Source organism: Mesorhizobium sp. M1252, assembly GCF_040318265.1.
Lineage (GTDB): Bacteria > Pseudomonadota > Alphaproteobacteria > Rhizobiales > Rhizobiaceae > Mesorhizobium.
In genome coordinates, this window is sequence record NZ_JAMYLX010000016.1 from 25,445 (window position 1) to 43,452 (window position 18,008).

General features: G+C 64.7%; 19 protein-coding genes. 9 read left to right on the forward strand and 10 right to left on the reverse strand.

Translation table 11 applies throughout. The features are described from left to right. Positions 1-13 precede the first annotated feature (13 nt). The 5 genes from NKH22_RS25710 to hemC form a co-directional block, all read right to left on the reverse strand. Entirely contained in the window at positions 14-493 is a 480-nt protein-coding gene (locus tag NKH22_RS25710) for a tellurite resistance TerB family protein (protein WP_023687738.1), read from the reverse strand. Positions 494-568: 75 nt separating this feature from the next. After that, a complete protein-coding gene (locus NKH22_RS25715) occupies positions 569-2,167 on the reverse strand; it encodes a heme biosynthesis protein HemY (RefSeq protein ID WP_023828723.1) in 1,599 nt (532 codons plus the stop codon). 10 nt (positions 2,168-2,177) lie between these two features. Beyond that, positions 2,178-3,668 (reverse strand): COG4223 family protein, encoded by a 1,491-nt coding sequence (locus tag NKH22_RS25720; protein WP_023821973.1) that lies wholly within the window; start codon positions 3,666-3,668, stop codon positions 2,178-2,180. 112 nt (positions 3,669-3,780) lie between these two features. After that, positions 3,781-4,494, reverse strand: a complete 714-nt coding sequence (locus tag NKH22_RS25725; protein ID WP_023710201.1) for a uroporphyrinogen-III synthase — start codon at positions 4,492-4,494, stop codon at positions 3,781-3,783. A 1-nt stretch (position 4,495) separates the two neighbouring features. Further along, complete coding sequence (hemC, locus tag NKH22_RS25730; protein ID WP_023710202.1) at positions 4,496-5,419, reverse strand: hydroxymethylbilane synthase; 924 nt, start codon at positions 5,417-5,419, stop codon at positions 4,496-4,498. Positions 5,420-5,520: 101 nt separating this feature from the next. Between hemC and tsaD the strand changes: the two genes are divergently transcribed. From tsaD to NKH22_RS25760, 6 genes are all read left to right on the forward strand, one after another. Then, on the forward strand, positions 5,521-6,606 hold the full coding sequence (gene tsaD / locus NKH22_RS25735) for a tRNA (adenosine(37)-N6)-threonylcarbamoyltransferase complex transferase subunit TsaD (RefSeq protein ID WP_196813837.1): 1,086 nt from the start codon (positions 5,521-5,523) through the stop codon (positions 6,604-6,606). Beyond that, positions 6,603-7,619, forward strand: coding sequence for an NAD(P)H-dependent glycerol-3-phosphate dehydrogenase (locus NKH22_RS25740; protein ID WP_023710204.1), 1,017 nt, complete (start codon positions 6,603-6,605; stop codon positions 7,617-7,619). Before tsaD ends, NKH22_RS25740 begins: the two co-directional genes overlap by 4 nt. 24 nt (positions 7,620-7,643) lie before the next feature. Next, positions 7,644-7,940 carry a YciI-like protein gene (locus tag NKH22_RS25745; protein ID WP_023687732.1) on the forward strand — a complete coding sequence of 99 codons (297 nt, stop codon included), beginning with the start codon at positions 7,644-7,646 and terminating at the stop codon, positions 7,938-7,940. An 88-nt stretch (positions 7,941-8,028) separates the two neighbouring features. Next, positions 8,029-8,454: an EVE domain-containing protein gene (locus NKH22_RS25750; RefSeq protein ID WP_023683904.1), complete on the forward strand. Its 426-nt coding sequence runs from the start codon at positions 8,029-8,031 to the stop codon at positions 8,452-8,454. Further along, on the forward strand, positions 8,409-9,107 hold the full coding sequence (locus tag NKH22_RS25755; RefSeq protein ID WP_023702382.1) for a class I SAM-dependent methyltransferase: 699 nt from the start codon (positions 8,409-8,411) through the stop codon (positions 9,105-9,107). The genes NKH22_RS25750 and NKH22_RS25755 overlap by 46 nt, the downstream gene beginning before the upstream one ends. A 105-nt stretch (positions 9,108-9,212) precedes the next feature. Then, positions 9,213-9,632 (forward strand): DUF1761 domain-containing protein, encoded by a 420-nt coding sequence (locus tag NKH22_RS25760; RefSeq protein ID WP_023702381.1) that lies wholly within the window; start codon positions 9,213-9,215, stop codon positions 9,630-9,632. A 15-nt stretch (positions 9,633-9,647) separates the two neighbouring features. On the opposite strand, the gene gcvA is transcribed toward NKH22_RS25760, so the two are convergent. After that, positions 9,648-10,568 carry a transcriptional regulator GcvA gene (gcvA, locus tag NKH22_RS25765; RefSeq protein WP_023702380.1) on the reverse strand — a complete coding sequence of 307 codons (921 nt, stop codon included), beginning with the start codon at positions 10,566-10,568 and terminating at the stop codon, positions 9,648-9,650. 135 nt (positions 10,569-10,703) lie between these two features. Between gcvA and NKH22_RS25770 the strand changes: the two genes are divergently transcribed. Continuing rightward, positions 10,704-10,943, forward strand: coding sequence for a hypothetical protein (locus tag NKH22_RS25770; RefSeq protein ID WP_023670491.1), 240 nt, complete (start codon positions 10,704-10,706; stop codon positions 10,941-10,943). A gap of 155 nt (positions 10,944-11,098) precedes the next feature. Here NKH22_RS25770 and NKH22_RS25775 read toward each other — a convergent pair whose 3' ends face one another. Next, entirely contained in the window at positions 11,099-11,635 is a 537-nt protein-coding gene (locus NKH22_RS25775; protein WP_196813612.1) for a L,D-transpeptidase family protein, read from the reverse strand. A 145-nt stretch (positions 11,636-11,780) separates the two neighbouring features. On the opposite strand from NKH22_RS25775, the gene NKH22_RS25780 reads away from it, so the two are divergent. Beyond that, positions 11,781-12,464, forward strand: coding sequence for a response regulator transcription factor (locus NKH22_RS25780; protein WP_023670493.1), 684 nt, complete (start codon positions 11,781-11,783; stop codon positions 12,462-12,464). Between the two features lie 177 nt (positions 12,465-12,641). Continuing rightward, positions 12,642-13,097 carry a cyclic nucleotide-binding domain-containing protein gene (locus NKH22_RS25785; RefSeq protein ID WP_023670494.1) on the forward strand — a complete coding sequence of 152 codons (456 nt, stop codon included), beginning with the start codon at positions 12,642-12,644 and terminating at the stop codon, positions 13,095-13,097. A 164-nt stretch (positions 13,098-13,261) separates the two neighbouring features. On the opposite strand, the gene xth is transcribed toward NKH22_RS25785, so the two are convergent. The 3 genes from xth to NKH22_RS25800 form a co-directional block, all read right to left on the reverse strand. Beyond that, on the reverse strand, positions 13,262-14,068 hold the full coding sequence (xth, locus tag NKH22_RS25790) for an exodeoxyribonuclease III (RefSeq protein ID WP_023670495.1): 807 nt from the start codon (positions 14,066-14,068) through the stop codon (positions 13,262-13,264). A 196-nt stretch (positions 14,069-14,264) separates the two neighbouring features. Beyond that, the gene (locus NKH22_RS25795) at positions 14,265-14,945 is read right to left on the reverse strand and encodes an outer-membrane lipoprotein carrier protein LolA (RefSeq protein ID WP_023670496.1); all 681 of its coding nucleotides are present in this window, start codon (positions 14,943-14,945) and stop codon (positions 14,265-14,267) included. Positions 14,946-15,083: 138 nt separating this feature from the next. Then, complete coding sequence (locus tag NKH22_RS25800; protein WP_352911576.1) at positions 15,084-17,753, reverse strand: DNA translocase FtsK; 2,670 nt, start codon at positions 17,751-17,753, stop codon at positions 15,084-15,086. Between the last annotated feature and the right edge of the window lie 255 nt (positions 17,754-18,008).

An 18,008-nucleotide genomic window follows, 5' to 3' on the forward strand; every position in this document is an offset into this window, starting at 1 on the left:
GAAAGGCGGAATCCTATTCGTCGCTCGACGTTCCGCTGGCGTCGGGCGCGGCGGCCGCCGCCTTGCGGCGCGCCTCGACGCGATCCTGGCGCTCGACGCCGATCAGTTCGGCAACGCGCCAGACGGTGTTGTCCTCCAGTTCATGCAGTTCGCCGTCGGCATAGACGATTTCCCACATCAGGCCGATGAAAGCCTTGCGCGCCTCGGCGTCGAGATGGCGCTTCAAGACGCTGGTGAAGGCATAGAGGTCGATCGCCTCATTGTCGGCGCGCTCGCCGGCGGCAGCCAGTGCATCGAGCTCGTCGCCGCTGATCGAATAGCTCTGCGCCAGCACCTGCTTGAACCGCTCCCACTCGACATCCTGGCGCACGCCGTCGGCATTCATCACATGATAGAGCAAAGCCGACGCCGCAACGCGCGGATCGTCCGCATTGGCGCGAGCCCCAGCCCCGGAGGGCAGGTCTTTCAGAAAGGCCAGGACGCGTTCGAACATGGTGCTCACTTCACTTTATTGGAGCATGATCTTTTCCAAAACCGCTATCCACTTTTTGGGATCATGCTTCAGGGATCAAAACAGGCGGAAGCGGCGCGGTGACTTCTCCGCTTCGTCGTCGGGGTCGACGCCAGGGTCGTCGGGCAGCCGAGCCAGTTCCTCGGCAGGTTCGACGGGTTCGGCATCGGGCGGTATTGCGGCGAAAGCGGCGGAAGTGACCGGTGTGACCTGCTCATCGCCCACAGCGGGCTTCGACTCGGTCGGCGCCTCGCTGCTCCTGGCAACGGCGGGATGATCGATCACTTCGGCTTCCTTTGTCGGCTTGGCGGGTGCCGCAAGCACCGGCACATCGGCTTCGTCTTCATGGCTGTCGATGAGCTGGCCCAGCCGCTCCATCGGTGCGCGCCAGGCGAAAGCGTCGAGCTTGCCGCTGACCGGCGATACCGGCGCCCAGCGTTCGGAGACGACGCCGTCGGCGACCCAGGCCGGATCGCGCGGCGCCCTGACCGCCTTGGACAGCAATTGCCTGATCTTGCCCTGGTCGCCGGTCTCTGCCTCCTCGATATCGGCCAGCAGCAGGTAAGCGCCTTCCCGGCGATCCATGCGGATCGCGGCTTCCGCCTCGCGGCGGGCGGTGGAAAAATCCTGCGCATCGAGCGCGGCGCGCGCCACCGTCATCGACGATTCGGCATTGTTGCGCTTCAGCTCCTGCAGCTTCTTCGCCCGGTTGAGACGATCGACCACGGCATCTCCCGGCCTTGCATGGGTGTAGAGCTCGGCGATCTCGGGATGCGGCTCCGCCTTCCAGGCTGCCTCAAGGATCTTCGAGCCTTTGCGCACATCGTTCTGTTTGAACAGAAGATTGGCGGCTGCAACCGCGGCCGGTGCGAAATCGGGCGCGAGCTTGTTTGCCTCGAGTGCCGCTGTCTTGGCTGCATTGGGGTCGCTATCTGTCAGCGCCTGCGCCTTGGCGGTCAACAGCACAGCGCGGCGGCGATTGGCGGCGTCGCGTTCGATCTGCCTGGTCGACTTCTGCGCCTCCACCAGCTTCAGCGCGCCGTCCCAGTCGCCGCGCCCGGTCAGATCCTCCAGCGTCGATTCGGCGGCCCAAGCCAGTTGCGGCGCGACGGAAGCGGCGCGCCCGGCATAGTGACGCGCGGCGTTGCGGTCGCCGAGCCGTTCGGCTTCGAGATAGAGCCCGCGCAGGCCAAGCAGCCGCATTTCGGGGTCGTCGAGCATGGCTTCGAATTTTTCGCGCGCGCCCCCATGGTCGCCTTCGAGCAGCGAGGCTTGCGCTTCGAGCAACTGGATCAGCGGCTCCTGGTCGGAGCGGATCAGCTTGGCGGCTTCCTTGGTCTTCTTGCGGGCCAGCGCGCCATCGCCGGCGCCGGCTGCGATCATGCCGGTCGACAGCGCCTGGTAGCCGCGGTCGCGGCGGCGGACGCGGAAATAGCGCGAGATCGTGTACGGGCTGTTCCACAGCGACTTGATCAGCCACCAGACGATCATCACCGCGGCGACGACGGCAACGATCGCCACCGCCGCCACCATCAGGCTGACCTGGTATTGGTAACCGTTGAAGGTGACGACCATCTCGCCGGGACGATCGGCCAGCCAGGCAAAGCCGAGGCCGAGCGCGAAGACGGCGGCGAGAAAGATGAGAATGCGGATCATCGTGTCGTCCTCATGCCTTCATCGCACCTGCAATCAGCGCGTCGACCTGCGTCTCGACGTCGATGCGCGCCTTCAGTTTGCCGGCAAAGTCGGCGCCGGCAGCCTTGACCGCATCCGGCAGCGTTGCGTATTCGCTGAGCGCCTTGGCGTAGTCGCCCTGGTTGACCGCCACTTCGATGCGCGCCACGGTTTCCGGCGCGCCGGCGCCTTCGACGGCGCCGATCGGCCGGACCTTGACCAGCGATTCGGCGCTCGACAAAAGGTTCTGGAAGAAGCCGGCATTTTCATCGACCGGCGTCGCCGCCGCGACCATCGCATTGGCCGCGGCGTCGGCCTCGCCGGCGATCTCGGTGCGGGTCGGGACGCCCTTTTCAGCGTAGGGGCGCAGCGCTGCAATCTGCGGTGCATCGGGCGAGATCGCCGCGAAGGTCTCCAACTCGGCGGCGAACGGCGCGCCGCGGTCAAGCGCCGCCTTCAAGGCCGAAGCGGCGATGGCCATCGCGATCTTTGGCTGCGAGGCCTGCGCATCGACCTTGCCGGCGAGCTGCATCACCGACTGCTCCAGCGCGGCGATCTTGCCTTCCTGCGCCTTGGCTGCCTCGCCGGCCGATTTCACCAGTGCGTCGAGGCCCGCCAGTCTTTCATTGAGCGGCGCGAGATCGACGGGCGCTGCACCACCGGCCTGGCCAAGGGCGGCGACCGCGGTCTCGATCTGCTTGACCTTGTCGCCAAGCGCGGCAAGCCCGGCATTGTCGCCGGCGCCGCCCTTTTCGACCGCCGATTTCAGCGATGCGACATCGGCCTTGACCTGATCCAGCGCCGAAGACAGCCCGTCGACCTTGGCCGTTGCGGCGCCATTGCCGCTGGCTTCCCTGAGGTCGGCGATTTCGCGCTTCAGCGAAGCGATCTCGCCATTGACGCCGTCGAGCGAGACCGTGCCCGCCCCTGAGCCCGGAGCGCCAAGCACGCCGGCAAACTGCAGCCCGCCGGCGGCAGCCAGCGCGATGACACCGCCGATGATGCCGGCGGCAATGCCGCTCGTGCGCTTCGGTTGCGCGGCCATGGGCTGGTTCCCGGCTGTCCTTGGGGTTTCCTTGGGTGCACCCGGCTTGGGCGAGGCATCCTCGAAACTGTAGTCGGAGGTTCTGGCGCGCGGTGGCGCATCCGAAGCGGTGGGGTAAGGCTGCTCCGCCTGGGTGGACGCCTTGGCATCGGCGCTTTCGGGAGCGGCCTGCGCCGCGGCGTCGGAGTGCTCCCACGGCTCGAGATCGGCTTGATCGGCATGAACGGGCTCGTCAGGCGTCTCCGGCTGCGCATTGGCCATGGCAGCCGCATCCTCGGCCGCAACCGATTCTGCCGGGGCCCCGACGTCATCCGAGTTGGCGACATCCGTCTTGGCGGCATCCGCATCGGCGATGCGCGAGACAGCGCCGGGTTCGAGTTCGATGGTCACCGGCTCGCGGCGGCTTTTCGAATGTCGCATCTTCGGCGTCTTGACCATGCCTGGGCTCCGCAATCCTGCTTCGTCTGGGCGCCCGACGGCGCGTGATGGTTTGAAAAATGGTCTAGCACATCATCATCAGGTGAAAAGGGGCGGCGTGATGACACGGGGCTCAGTCGCCGCGGTGCAACAGCTCAAGCAGCGCCTCCTCCTGCGGTTCCCGCGCCATGCGTATTTTTTTGCCGGCGGCATTGTCAAATGCCGCTGCCACGCGCTCGGAGAGCGCAAAAGCCTGCATGTTTTCAAAGAGATCGCGCAGCCCCGCCCTGTTGGTCAAGGCCTGCAACGCTGCCGCCGCCTTGGCTGAATAGAGCAGCACCGCGTCGACCGCCTTGTCGGACAGGCGTGTACGGGTTTCAGCATCGGAATAATCGAGCGAAATCGTGTCGTAGGTTTCGACGGTGCGGACCTCGACGCCGGCATTTCGCAGCCGCGCCTCGAAGGGCGGAAACCGCACGCGCCCTGTGAGATAGACGACCGCCTTGCCGGAAAGGCCGGCGGCAATCGCCTCGGCCAGCCGCTCGGCGTCGCCCGCCCCTTCGCTGACCGACAAGAACCCTGCCGAACGTGCCGCTTCAGCCGTCCTGCGTCCGACGGCATGGCAAGGCAAGGCGGCGAGCGCACGAATGAGTTCTTTCGGCGCATGCCGCACGGCATTGGCGCTGGTCACAGCGACGGCCACGGCATTGTCGCACGCAGCATCGGCGCCAACCGGCAGTGTCACCGTTTCGGTCAGTGGCAGAAGGAGAGGCTCAAATCCCAATTCCTGCAGCCGCCGCATGGTTCGCGACGCCCCGGGCTGCGGTCGCGTCACCAGGACACGCATGTCAGACCCAGCCGTCGAAGAAGGTTTCGCCCGCTTTGACCCGCACCATCCTGGCCGCGTCCGTGCCGATGTCAGCGGCATCCAGCGCCAAGCCTTCGGCCTTGACCTCATGCGATTGCGTGCCATCGGGCGAAATGATCAGCCCGGCGAAAACCAGCCTGCCGCCCGAGATCGTCGCATAGCCGGCGATCGGCGTGCGGCAGGAGCCGTCGAGCGCCGCCAGGAAGGCGCGCTCACAGGCCAGCGCCTGGCCTGTCGGCACATCATGGATGGCCACCAGCATCTTTTCGACCTCGCTGTCGCCGATGCGGGTTTCGATGCCGATTGCGCCTTGTCCCGGCGCCGGCGGAAAAGCATCGAGCGGCATCAGATCGGTGACGACATGGCCGAGCCCGAGCCGCTTCAGCCCGGCATAAGCGAGGATCGTGCCTTCGGCGACGCCTTCCTCCAGCTTGCGCAGCCTGGTCTGCACATTGCCGCGGAACATGACCACGCCTAGGTCCGGCCGCATGCGCCGGATCAGCGCCTGGCGCCTGAGCGAAGACGACCCGACCTTGGCGCCTTGCGGCAAATCAACAATGCGCTTCACCGCCTTTCCGATGAAGGCGTCCCGCGCATCCTCGCGCGGCAGGAAGGCGGACAGCTCCAGCCCGTCCGGCAGCACTGTCGGCATATCCTTGGAGGAATGCACGGCGATATCGATCGTGCCGGCCAGCAGCGCCTCTTCGATTTCCTTGGTGAACAGGCCCTTGCCGCCGGCTTCCGACAGCGGCCGGTCCTGGATGCGGTCGCCGCTGGTCGAAATGACGACGACCTCGAAGGCTTCCGCCGGCATGCCGTGCGCTTCCATCAGCCGCGCCTGCGTTTCATGCGCCTGGGCGAGCGCCAGCGGGCTGCCGCGTGTTCCGATTTTCAAAGTTTGCATGGCGCGCGGTCCGTGATAACCCCCGGCTGGCTTTGCGTTTCCGGCACTCCCTCTAACTAGGAAAGTCCGGCGACACAATCTCTGGAGACAGCGACGAATTGATCCGCGTTCTGGGCATTGAGACGAGTTGCGACGAGACCGCCGCCAGCGTGGTGACGCTGGAAGGCGATTCCGTGCCGGTGATTGCGTCCAACATCGTGCTCAGCCAGATCGAGGAGCACGCCGCCTTCGGCGGCGTCGTGCCGGAGATCGCCGCGCGCGCCCATGTCGAGGCGCTGGACGGCATTGTCGAGGCCGCTCTTGCGGATTCGGGCGTAGCCCTGGCCGACATCGACGCCATTGCCGCCACTGGCGGCCCCGGCCTGGTCGGCGGGCTGATCGTCGGCCTGATGACGGCCAAGGCGATTGCAGCGGCCGCCGGCAAGCCGCTGATCGCCATCAACCATCTCGAAGGCCACGCACTGACCGCAAGGCTGACCGACGGGCTCGACTTTCCCTATTTGCTGCTGCTGGTTTCCGGCGGCCACACCCAGATCGTCGCCGTGCGCGGCGTTGGCGACTACCAGCGCTGGGCGACGACCATCGACGACGCGCTCGGCGAAGCTTTCGACAAGACGGCCAAAATGCTCGGCCTGCCCTATCCCGGCGGCCCGAACGTCGAAAAGGCGGCAATGTCGGGCGATGCGACGCGCTTTGCCTTTCCGCGGCCGATGAGGGGCTCGGCGCAGCCCGATTTCTCCTTCTCCGGCCTCAAGACCGCCGTGCGCCAGGCGGCGACCGCCATCCAGCCGCTAAGCGAGCAGGATGTCGCCGACATCTGCGCCTCGTTCCAGGCGGCGGTAGCCGACGCACTTGGCGACCGCGTGGCCCGCGCGCTGGCCCGCTTCCGTGACGAATTTCCGGACAAGGCCGAGCCGGCGCTGGTCGTTGCCGGTGGCGTCGCCGCCAACAGAGCGATCAAGGCGACGCTGCAGAAGCAGTGCGCCGAGGCCGGCTTCGCCTTTGTCGCGCCGCCGCTGAAGCTTTGCACCGACAATGCGGCGATGATCGCCTGGGCCGGGATCGAGCGGTTGCGGGCAGGCTTGTCGCAAGAGAACGGCTTCGATTTCGTGCCGCGTTCGCGCTGGCCGCTGGACAGCATTTCGGCGCCGATGGTCGGCTCCGGCCGGCGTGGAGCGAAAGCATGAGCGCCGGCAAGACAAGCGGCAGGGACAAGACCGGCTGGCGCGTTGCCGTGCTTGGCGGCGGCGCCTGGGGCACGGCGCTGGCGCTGGCGATGCTGCGCGCCGGTCACGATGTCCGGCTCTACGCCCGCGACGAAGAGACGGTTTCCGCGATCCGCCGCGGCGAGAACCCGCGTTATCTCCCCGGCATCGCCATTGAAACAGGCATTGCGGCGACGAGCGATATCAGCACGGCCCTGACCGATGCCGATTGCGCGCTGGCCGTCGCGCCGGCGCAGGCGCTGCGCGCCATGCTGACGACGGCAAAGCCCCATATGCCGAAAGGCATCCCGCTGGTTCTCTGCGCCAAAGGCATCGAGCGCGACACCGGCGCGCTGCTGTCGGCGATCGTTGGTGAGATCCTGCCCGAAACTCCGGTTTCGGCCTTGTCCGGTCCGAGCTTTGCCGCCGATGTGGCCAGGGGTCTGCCGACCGCTGTCGTGGTTGCTTCCCCCGACGACGCCTTGGCGGCCGAGCTTGCCGCGCGCTTTTCGGCGCAGAATCTGCGCTGCTATTCCAGCGACGATTTGATCGGCGTCGAGATTGGTGGCGCTTTGAAGAATGTCTTCGCCATTGCCGCTGGCGCCGTCACCGGCGCTGGGCTCGGCGCCAGCGCGCAGGCCGCCATGGTGACACGCGGCTTCGTCGAACTGCGCCGCATCGGGGCATCCTTCGGCGCCAAGCCGGAGACGCTGATGGGGCTTTCCGGCCTCGGCGACCTTTTGCTCACCTGCTCTTCGGCCCAGTCGCGCAATTTCGCCTATGGGCTGGCGCTGGGGCAAGGCAAGCCCTTGGCCGGACTGCCGCTCGCCGAAGGCGTGCCGACGGCGGCGATCGCCGCCCGCATCGCCACCGAGCGCCACATCGACGCGCCGATCATCGCTGCGGTGTCGGCGATACTGGACGGCACGATCACCATTCGGCAGGCTGTGTCCGCGCTGATGACGCGACCCCTGAAAACCGAAACCGACCTCTGATCCCCAAACAAACCGGAGTTTAACATGCTGTTTGCGTTGATTTGCAAGGACAAGCCGGGCAGCCTGCAGGTGCGGGTCGATACGCGGCCGGTCCACGTCGCCTTTCTCGAACGCCTGAACGCCGACAACAAACTGGCCTTTGCCGGCCCGTTCCTCGACGCCGAGGGCAAGCCCAATGGCAGCCTCGTCGTCGTGGAAGCGCCCGACCTCGCCGGTGCGCAGGCGCTGTCGGCTGCCGACCCCTATGCCAAGGCCGGGCTGTTCGAAAGTGTCGAAATCCGCCAGTGGAACTGGACCTTCAACAAGCCGGCGGCTAGTTAGTTCCGGCGGCGCCTAGAGCGATCCCAGGAAAAGTGTGTAACGGTTTTCCGTCCGGAATTGCGCAAAAAATAGTAGTTGGAGCAAAGACATGAACTACTGGCTGTTCAAATCCGAACCTTCGGTCTTCTCCTTCGAGGCGCTGAAGGCCAAGGGCAAGGCCGGCACGCAGTGGGACGGCGTGCGCAACTATGCAGCGCGCAACAACATGAAGGCGATGCAGATCGGCGATCTCGGCTTCTTCTATCACTCCAATGAAGGGCTGAACGTCGTCGGCATTGCCGAAGTCTGCGGGCTTGCCCATCCCGACAGCACCACCGACGATCCGCGCTGGGAATGCGTCGACATCCGCGCCTTCAAGGACGTGCCGAACCCGCCGACGCTGGAGCAGGTCAAGGCCAATCCGAAGCTTGCCGAGATGGCGCTGGTGCGGCTTGGACGGCTTTCCGTACAGCCGGTGACGCCGGCCGAATGGAAGGAAGTCTGCCGCATGGGCGGCCTGACGCCGGCTCCGTGACGGTCCTTACGCCGAACAGCGCGAAAAAGTTCATTCTCGACAACACGGCGCTTATGTCGCCGCCGCATGTGCCGGAGATTGTCCTCAATCTGGCCGACGAAGCGCATGACCTCTGGCAGCGCACGGAGAACGAGCTGATCGAAATCGGCCTGCCGCCACCGTTCTGGGCCTTTGCCTGGGCCGGCGGTCAGGGCCTTGCCCGCTACGTGCTGGACAATCCGTCGGATGTGCGGGGCAAACGCGTGCTCGACTTCGCCTCCGGCTCCGGCCTTGTCGCCATCGCCGCCGCCAAGGCGGGTGCGGCGCACGTGATCGCCGCCGACATCGACCCGTTCTGCGAAACGGCGATCCGCCTCAACGCAGAGGCCAATGGCGTTGCCATCGACTTTTGCGGCACGGACTGCATCGGCACCGACGCCGGCTGGGACGTGGTACTGGCGGGCGACGTCTTCTACGACAAATCCTTCGCCGACACGCTGATGCCGTGGTTTTCGACACTGAAGGCGCGCGGCGCTGACATCCTCGTCGGCGATCCGGGCCGCTCCTACATGCCGAAGGCGGGACTGGAGCCGCTCGCCGTCTACGAAGTGGCGGTGACGCGGGCGCTGGAGGACGCCCTTGTCAAGCGCACCACGGTGTGGCGCTTCGCTTGACGGCATTGCCGAACAGGCGTTCCATCGCGCATTGATTTGAAGAATACGCATGTCGTTATCCCAGAACCGTCAGGCTTTGGGCTGCATGCTTGAGGGGAGGACTTTATGGATTTTTCAGTGGTGAACTGGCTGGCGGTGGTTGTCGCGGCCGTCGCGGCGTGGCTGTTTGGCGCGGTCTGGTACACGGTCCTCAGCAAGCCTTGGATGAGGGCGGCCAGGATCGATCCGTCAACGTCAAAGAAATCAATATTGCCCTTCATCATCTCCTTCATCGCCGAGCTGATCATGGCGCTGGTCTTGGCCTTGGTCGTCGGCGCGATGACGGGCGGCGAGCCGGTCCTTGTCGCAGGGCTGGTCTTCGGCTTCGTCCTCTGGCTGGGTTTCGTCGCCACGACGCTGACGGCCAACCATAGCTATGAGAATTTCGGCTGGGACCTGACCCTGATCGACGGCGGCCACTGGCTCGGCGTGCTGTTGATCATCGGCGCGGTGATCGGCTGGTTCGGGACGCCGGTCGCCGGCTGAGGCCTGCAGAAGTCGTCAGGTCTGCGTCCTGGCGACTTCGTCGAGGATCCATTCGCGGAAAGCGATGATGCGCGGATCGTTGGCAGTGCTCTCGGGATAGACCAGGAAGTAGCCGAACTCCGGCCCCACGCGCAGACCGAGTTCAAAGGGCTGCACCAGCCTTCCCTGGGAAAGGTCGTTTGCCACCATGGCGAACTCGGCGAGCGCCACGGCATTGCCGTCGAGCGCCGCCTGCACGGCATCGGTAGAGGTTCCAAACACGATAGTCCGGCTGTCGTCGAAATCGTTGATGCCGGCCGCCGCCATCCACATGCGCCAGTTCGGCCATGTCACGCCTTGGCGCGACCATTCGATATGGGCAAGCGTGTGGTTGAAGAGGTCGCGCGGTTCGCGCAGCGACGGGCCGGAGGTCAGCAGGCTCGGGCTGCACACCGGAATGAGGATGTTGTCGAACAGGCGATGGGCGCGAAGCCCCGGATACTTGCCGACCCCGAACCGGATGCCGACATCGACGTCGTCGAGTTCGAAATCGCGCACTTCGTAGCCGATGTCGAACCTCAGCTCGATACTGGGCTGAAGTTTGCGAAAATCGTCGACGCGCCGCATCAGCCATTTTGACGCGAACTGCGCGTCGAGCGTTACCTTCAGCAATGCCGTGCCGCGCGTCAGCTTGCGCGCCCGCGACACCGCCCGGTTGAGCAGGTCGAGCGCATCGATCGAGGCCTCGAACAGCACCGTACCTGCCTCGGTCAACCGGATGGTACGACTGGTTCGCGTGAACAGCACCAGCCCGAGCTGATCCTCGATTTCCTTGATCTGGTGGCTGACCGCCGCCGGCGTCAGCCCGAGCTCGTCGGCAGCGCGGGTGAAATTGAGGTGGCGGGCGGCGGCTTCCAGAGTCCTCAGCGCGCGCGTTCCGGGCAACAGACGGGACATCAACGTATCCTCAAATAAAACTTGACGATCTGAAAAGAACTACTCGTTTCTCTCATGGATTTCAATGCGGCATGATGCATCCATCGAAACACCATCAAGCCGGATTTGATATCCGGCGGAACACGGGAGCGCATCATGTCCATCTTCGTTTTGAACTCGCCAGCAGCTCGCTCGAACTGGTTGCATGCCGTAACGGACTGGCTTCGCCAGGCGAAAGTCGCCATCAACCTGCCGCGCCAGGACGTGGAGGATCTGTCGGATCGCCAGTTGCGCGACGTCGGCGCGCAGCGCAAGGACGTGACGCGGGCCGTGGACCGGGAACTCGGCCGGCTTGGATTGCTGGACACTGGGTGGCAGAAGCCGAGAAGGCGTTAGGCAATGGTGAGTAGTGAGTAGTGAGTAGTGAGTAGTGAAGGATTGAAACGACGCCGAGACCATCCTACTCCCTACTCCCTACTCCCTACTCCCTACTCCCTACTCCCTACTCCCTACTCCCTACTCCCTACTCCCTACTCCCTACTCCCTGCTCCCTACCTCACCACCCTCACCACCGTCCGGTCCGACACCAGCGGCAACAGCCGCGCCATTGTCCGCGCTGTCACCGCCACGCAGCCTTGCGTCGGTGTGAAGCCTGGGCGCGCCAGATGGAAGAAGATGGCGCTGCCACGGCCGCGCCGGCGCGGCGCCATGTTCCAGTCGAGCACCAGGCAGGCGTCATAGAGGCGGTCGTCGCGCCGCATTCGCTCATGGCTGGCGCCATAGGGGATTTTCACCGGCCGGTTGTAGTTGCGGTCGTCCGGCACCTCGCACCAGCCGAGATCGGCGCCGATCGGCGCCATCGCCAGCCGGGTTTTGCGGCCGGCCGCGAAATGATCGCCCCGAAAATATCCTGACAAAATCCGCATCTCGCCAAGCGGCGTCGCACCGTCGCCTTCGCGCTTGTTGGCTGAGATGCCGCCGCGTCCGAGCGCGCAGGCAAACACCTTGCTGCCGGCCTGCAATATCCCCTGGCTGGGGTTGCCCGGCCTCGCCCGAACCACCAGCACACGCAGCCCTTTCGGCAAAATTGCGCCGGCTGCATTGCGATCGCGTTTTTTCTTGTATGATCGTGTCACGGAACAAATCACTGTGATCGGACTGTTGCGCCGGTCAGCTTCCGCATAAATGGGGGGCGGTCAACTGAAAATTCTTTTCAAAACAATGGATTGATCCATGACATCACGTACCATTCTGATCGTTGACGACGATGACGACCTGCGCGGAACCCTCGTCGAGCAACTGGCCCTTTACGAAGAATTCGACGTCTTGCAGGAAGCGACCGCCGCCAAAGGCGTCGCCGCGGCGCGCGGCGGGCTCATCGACCTGCTCATCATGGATGTCGGGCTGCCCGACATGGATGGCCGCGAGGCGGTGAAGATCCTGCGCAAGGGCGGCTACAAGGCGCCGATCATCATGCTGACCGGCCACGATACCGATTCCGACACGATTCTGGGCCTCGAGGCGGGCGCCAACGACTATGTCACCAAGCCGTTCCGCTTCGCCGTGCTGCTCGCCCGCATACGCGCACAACTGCGCCAGCACGAGCAGAGCGAGGACGCCACCTTTTCGGTCGGGCCCTACACGTTCAAGCCCAGCCAGAAGCTTCTGATCGACCAGCGCGGCGGCAAGGTGCGGCTGACCGAGAAGGAAGCCTCGATCATCAAATATCTCTATCGAGCCGACCAGAAGGTGGTCACGCGCGACGTCCTGCTTGAGGAAGTGTGGGGCTACAATTCCGGCGTCACCACGCACACGCTCGAAACTCACGTCTACCGGCTGCGCCAGAAGATCGAGCGCGATCCTTCCAATGCTGAAATTCTTGTGACAGAAAGCGGCGGCTACAAGCTGGTTCCTTAAACTTTTCATTGTTCAATAGGCGGTCGGGGCGGGACTGTTTCGGGGAGGATCCGGCTGGGGGAGCCTGGATCGGCCCGCTGCGCAGATTGAAGTGTTAGAGCGTCCTTTGCGCGTTCAATTGGACGCGCGGCGCTCTAAGGGAGGGATTGGACTGACCGTTCGGGGACGCAGCTAGAGATGGCGCTGGATGACGACATCCGCATCCTGTCCGCCGTGAAGCTCTTTGAGGGTTTCACGCAGGAACAGCTGCGCCTGCTCGCCTTCGGCGCCGAAGCCACCCATCTGCAGGCCGACCGCAAGCTGTACCGCGAGGATGACGAAGCCGACTCGGCCTATATCGTGGTCAGTGGCCGCATCGTGCTCTACCGGGAGCATGATGGCGACCGCATCCCGATCGGCACCGCCGGCCCCGGCACGATCCTCAGCGAACTGGCGCTGATCGCCGACTCAAGACGGCTGACCAGCGCCTCGGCCGAGACCGATTCGGAAGTGATAAGGTTGAGCCGCAAGATGTTTCGCCGCATCCTGGAGGAATATCCCGAGGTGGCGGTGAAACTGCACCAGCGCATCCTCGATGATTTCCAGGCCATGATCGCCCGCATCGAGAAGCTGGCCCCAAGGTTTGGCGGGTAGGTCCCCGCGACCGCGCTCACGCTTGGGTGTGTCGAGATTCAGGTCAGGCCGAGTCGAAAATGGCTGATACCGAGAACCGGAGCGGAGCGTACTCAAAGTACGCGAGCACCGGAAGCGCAGGTATCGGCCATTTGCAGGCCGGCCTCACCTGAATATCGGCCCGCCTAATCCAGGTCGAACCGCGCAATCACCGGCACATGGTCCGAGGGCCGCTCCCAGCCACGCGCCTCTCGCAGGATCTCATAGCCGGCAAAGCTCGGCACCAGGTTCGGTGACGACCAGACATGGTCGAGCCGGCGGCCGCGGTTCGAGGCTTCCCAGTCCCGCGCGCGATAGCTCCACCAGGTGTAGAGCTTCTGCTCTGGCGGCACGTCGAGCCGCATCAGGTCGACCCAGTCGCCGGCGATCCGCATCGCGTCGAAATTTTGCGTCTCGACCGGCGTGTGGCTGACGACGTTGAGCAATTGCTTGTGCGACCAGACATCGTGCTCCTGCGGAGCGATGTTGAGGTCGCCGACCAGGATCGAGGCCGACACCTCGTCATGCGCGGCGCGGATGGCGTTCATCTCGGCAACGAAATCGAGCTTGTGGCGGAACTTGCGGTTGATCTCCGGATCGGGCTCGTCGCCGCCGGCCGGCACGTAGAAATTGTGGACCAGGATTGCCTTGCCGCCGGCCTGCACCTTGACCGACAGATGCCGGCTGTCATCGATCTCGCAGAAGCGCCGTTTCTCGACAATCTCGATCGGCCGCCGCGCCACCGTCGCAACGCCGTGATAGCCCTTCTGGCCATGGAATGCGATGTGCTCGTAGCCGGCCTTGCGGAACGCCTTTTCCGGAAACAGCTCGTCGGGAACCTTCGTCTCCTGCAGGCAAAGCACATCGGGCGCCTGCTCCGTCAGCAGCCGCTCGACGATCGGCATGCGCAGGCGCACGGAGTTGATGTTCCAGGTGGCGATGGAGAAGGGCATGCGGCGGTCCGAACAAGGTCGCCGATCTACTGCCAGCCGAGCGCCACAAACACAAGCCAGCCTTTGCGGGCGGCGGCTCTGATTCAGGTCAGGCCGAGTCGAAAGGCGGTCTCCGAGAACCGGAGCGGAGCGTACTTAAACCACGTGAGCACCGGAAGCGCAGGAGATCGCCATTGGCAGGCCGGCCTCACCGCATCTAGCGCTGGTTGGTGTTCAGCTCGCGGTTCGCCGCATAGTCGATGGCAAAGGTGTCCGCAGGGAAGCTGACGCCTTCCTTGGTGTTGTAGATCATCACCGTGGTGTCCTTGCCCTGCGCGTCGGTGATGGTCCACTGGCGCAGATCATAGGATTTCGGATCGAACATCATAGTGATCTTCGAATTGCCGAACACCGACTTGTCGGCAAGCTGGATGGTGGTGAGGTCGCTCTCTTCCTTGATCGATTTCACGCGGCCCCCCGAGAGGTCGATCTTGGTGTCGAGCAACAGCTTCAGCGGCGTCTTCGACAACGGATAGAGATCGGACGTTTTCAGCCGCTTGTTGAGGATGACCACCGACTTGCCGTCGGAAATCACCCGGAAATTCGACTTGCCGTCATAGTTGAAGCGAATCTTGCCTGGCCGCTCAAGGAAGAACTTGCCGCCGGTCTGCTGGTTGTTGGGGCCGAACTGGACGAACTCGCCGCTCATCGATTTGACCGAGGAGAAATGGTCGGCGATCTTTTGCGCCGTCGGCGGCACAGCCGCCTGCGCCGAGGCCAAGAGCTGGAACCCCGGCACGACGTTGATGGCCGCGGCGCCGGCAAGCATCAGGCCAAGGCCGAGCAACTGGCGACGGTTTGGAGCGAAATCGCTGATCGCGGAAAGATCGTTTTTCATGCCGGTCACTCTCGTGTGGTGTGTGTCTCGTTGCAGTCCGTGGACCCCCAGTTAGACTTAAGTTTGGCGGGCCGGACAGCGCTCAGTCGCTGTAACGCGCCAAAAGGTTCAAGGTTGCCGCCGGGCCGTATCGGCTGATCAGAACTTGTCGTCCTCGGTCGGCACCAGAATTTCGCGTTTGCCGGCATGGTTGGCCGGGCCGACAATGCCTTCCTTCTCCATCTTCTCGATGATCGAGGCGGCGCGGTTGTAGCCGATGCCGAGCCGGCGCTGGATATAGCTGGTCGACGCCTTGCCGTCGCGCAGCACGACCGAGACCGCCTGGTCGTAGGGATCGTCGGAATCCTCGAAATTGCTGTTGCCACCACCGCCAGCGCCGCCCTTGCCCGACGGCTCGTCATCGTCCTCGCCGTCATCCTCGGTGATGGCGTCGAGATATTCGGGCACGCCCTGCAGCTTCAGATGGGCGACGATCTTCTCGACCTCGTCGTCGGCGACGAACGGGCCGTGCACGCGCTGGATGCGGCCGCCGCCGGCCATGTACAGCATGTCGCCCATGCCGAGCAGCTGCTCGGCGCCCTGCTCGCCCAGAATGGTGCGGCTGTCGATCTTCGACGTCACCTGAAAGGAGATACGGGTCGGGAAATTGGCCTTGATGGTGCCGGTGATGACGTCGACCGACGGACGCTGCGTCGCCATGATGACATGGATGCCGGCCGCGCGCGCCATCTGTGCCAGGCGCTGCACCGCGCCTTCGATGTCCTTGCCGGCGACCATCATCAAATCGGCCATCTCGTCGATGATGACCACTATGTAGGGCATGGGCTCGAGATCGAGGTTCTCGGTCTCGTAGATCGCCTCGCCGGTCTGGCGGTCGAAGCCGGTCTGCACGGTGCGCGAGATTTTTTCGCCCTTCTTTTCAGCCAACTGCACGCGCGCGTTGAAGCCGTCGATGTTGCGCACGCCGACCTTGGACATCTTGCGGTAGCGGTCCTCCATCTCGCGCACCGTCCATTTCAACGCCACCACGGCCTTCTTCGGGTCGGTGACCACCGGCGTCAGAAGGTGCGGGATGCCGTCATAGACGGAAAGTTCCAGCATCTTCGGGTCGATCATGATCAGCCGGCAGTCCTGCGGCGTCAGCTTGTAGAGCAGCGACAGGATCATGGTGTTGATGGCGACGGACTTGCCGGAGCCGGTGGTGCCTGCGACCAGCACATGCGGCATCTTGGCGATGTCGACGATCACCGCCTCGCCATTGATGGTCTTGCCCAGCGCCAGCGCCAGCTTGGACTTGGTCGTCTCGAAATCGCGGCTGGCCAGGATCTCCCGGAGATAGACGGTCTCGCGCTTGGCATTCGGCAATTCGATGCCGATGGCGTTGCGGCCGGGCACCACGGCGACGCGGCAGGCAATCGCGCTCATCGAGCGGGCGATGTCGTCGGACAGGCCGATGACGCGCGACGATTTGATGCCGGGCGCCGGCTCCAACTCATAGAGCGTGACCACCGGGCCGGGCCGTACCGCGATAATCTCGCCCTTGACGCCGAAATCCTCCAGAACGCCTTCGAGCAGGCGCGCATTCTGCTCCAGCGCGTCCTTGGACAGGCTGGCGTCGCGCACCACGTTCTTCGGCTCCGACAGGAAATGCAGCGACGGCATTTCGAATGTTTCCGAGCCGATCAGCGAGGTCTGCGCCTCGCGCTGGACGCGCGCGCCGGGAGCGGGACGCGGCGCAGGTGCGGCGACGCGGGTCGCCGCATCTGACCGGAAGTTTTGCACCTTGGCGTTCGGCGCGGCACGGCGCTGGACCGGCTCGTCGTCGAGTTCGACCTCCTGGTCGCCATTGTCGAAACCGGCATCGAGGACGTCGTCATCGTCCGGATCGACGGAAACGCTGCGGTCATTGACCATGGCGGCGAAGAATTCCGGCTCGACGCGGGCGCGGCCATCCGGGCTCATCCGCGCTTCGGCGAATTCCGCCGATTCGACCCGTTCGGCGGCTCGGCGCCATGCGGTGGAGCGCTGCTCCATCTCCGGCTTGAACTCGTCGCGCTCCTGCTGGCGGCGCACAGCCCGGCGATGCATCCAGGCGCGGAAAGACAGCCACCAGTGGGTAACGGCGCCGAGCGCCAGTATCCCCTCGTCGCCCTCGTCCTCGTCTTCGTCGAAGAGCAGGTCGTCCTCTCGGGGATCGGGCTCCGCGGTGCGCTCCATGACGGCAAAGCCGTTCTTGCGCGCAATCAGCGCCGAGCCATAGGCAAACAGCCACAGCGCCGGCGCAATGAGCACCATGGCAATGACGCTGGCAACGATGCCGGTCGGGTAGCCGCCAATGACCAGGCCCGGAATATTGAGCACCATGTCGCCGAACACGCCGCCGAGGCCGGTCGGCAACGGCCACGTCTTGGGCGGCACCACGCAGCCGGCCATCGCCGCCGCGAGCAGCGCGAAGCCGAACCAGGCAAGGCCGCGCTTCGGCAGCCTGTCGACGCCGCGCGCCGAAAACAGGAGAAAGCCCCAGATCACCGCCGGCACCAGGGCGGCGACCGCGGCAAGGCCGAAGAACTGCATGGCGAGGTCGGAGAATACCGCGCCCGCATAACCCATGGCGTTGGTGACGATGTTGGCGGTGGCGTGCGAGAAGCTGGGATCGGCGACGTTCCAGGTCGCCAGCGCCGCGACGCCAAAGGCGACCAGCGCAAACAGGCCGGCGCCGACCAGCCGCCCGACCTGGCGCCGCGCGAATGCCTGGATGCCGTGCCCCGTATCGGTCAGCGCGAGCGGTGCTGAAGCCCCTGAACGCATGCTTCGTTCCCCGTCTGTCATGGAGTGGCCGGGCGCATGACGCACTCCGGCAGATTCGGATGTCAGACTATCGGGGGGAAGGTTAAGGCCGCATTAACTATACGCACCCAGAGCCACGATCTTGCTCACTCCACTGTAGGCAGTCTCAACAGTTCGGAACCAATCCGGTCGACGTCTCCCCGCCGGCGGCCATCACTAGAACGTGATTGCGCAGGGACCGAGGCCTGCCAGCACGGTTGCCAAAAAGAGAGGCCC

Coding starts and splice junctions, on each gene's coding strand:
- NKH22_RS25710 (WP_023687738.1), bottom strand. CDS start 493: ATGTTCGAACGCGTCCTGGCCTTTCTGAAAGACCTGCCCTCCGGGGCT.
- NKH22_RS25715 (WP_023828723.1), bottom strand. CDS start 2,167: ATGATCCGCATTCTCATCTTTCTCGCCGCCGTCTTCGCGCTCGGCCTC.
- NKH22_RS25720 (WP_023821973.1), bottom strand. CDS start 3,668: ATGGTCAAGACGCCGAAGATGCGACATTCGAAAAGCCGCCGCGAGCCG.
- NKH22_RS25725 (WP_023710201.1), bottom strand. CDS start 4,494: ATGCGTGTCCTGGTGACGCGACCGCAGCCCGGGGCGTCGCGAACCATG.
- hemC (WP_023710202.1), bottom strand. CDS start 5,419: ATGCAAACTTTGAAAATCGGAACACGCGGCAGCCCGCTGGCGCTCGCC.
- NKH22_RS25740 (WP_023710204.1), top strand. CDS start 6,603: ATGAGCGCCGGCAAGACAAGCGGCAGGGACAAGACCGGCTGGCGCGTT.
- NKH22_RS25745 (WP_023687732.1), top strand. CDS start 7,644: ATGCTGTTTGCGTTGATTTGCAAGGACAAGCCGGGCAGCCTGCAGGTG.
- NKH22_RS25750 (WP_023683904.1), top strand. CDS start 8,029: ATGAACTACTGGCTGTTCAAATCCGAACCTTCGGTCTTCTCCTTCGAG.
- NKH22_RS25755 (WP_023702382.1), top strand. CDS start 8,409: ATGGAAGGAAGTCTGCCGCATGGGCGGCCTGACGCCGGCTCCGTGACG.
- NKH22_RS25760 (WP_023702381.1), top strand. CDS start 9,213: ATGGATTTTTCAGTGGTGAACTGGCTGGCGGTGGTTGTCGCGGCCGTC.
- gcvA (WP_023702380.1), bottom strand. CDS start 10,568: ATGTCCCGTCTGTTGCCCGGAACGCGCGCGCTGAGGACTCTGGAAGCC.
- NKH22_RS25770 (WP_023670491.1), top strand. CDS start 10,704: ATGTCCATCTTCGTTTTGAACTCGCCAGCAGCTCGCTCGAACTGGTTG.
- NKH22_RS25780 (WP_023670493.1), top strand. CDS start 11,781: ATGACATCACGTACCATTCTGATCGTTGACGACGATGACGACCTGCGC.
- NKH22_RS25785 (WP_023670494.1), top strand. CDS start 12,642: ATGGCGCTGGATGACGACATCCGCATCCTGTCCGCCGTGAAGCTCTTT.
- xth (WP_023670495.1), bottom strand. CDS start 14,068: ATGCCCTTCTCCATCGCCACCTGGAACATCAACTCCGTGCGCCTGCGC.
- NKH22_RS25795 (WP_023670496.1), bottom strand. CDS start 14,945: ATGAAAAACGATCTTTCCGCGATCAGCGATTTCGCTCCAAACCGTCGC.
- NKH22_RS25800 (WP_352911576.1), bottom strand. CDS start 17,753: ATGCGTTCAGGGGCTTCAGCACCGCTCGCGCTGACCGATACGGGGCAC.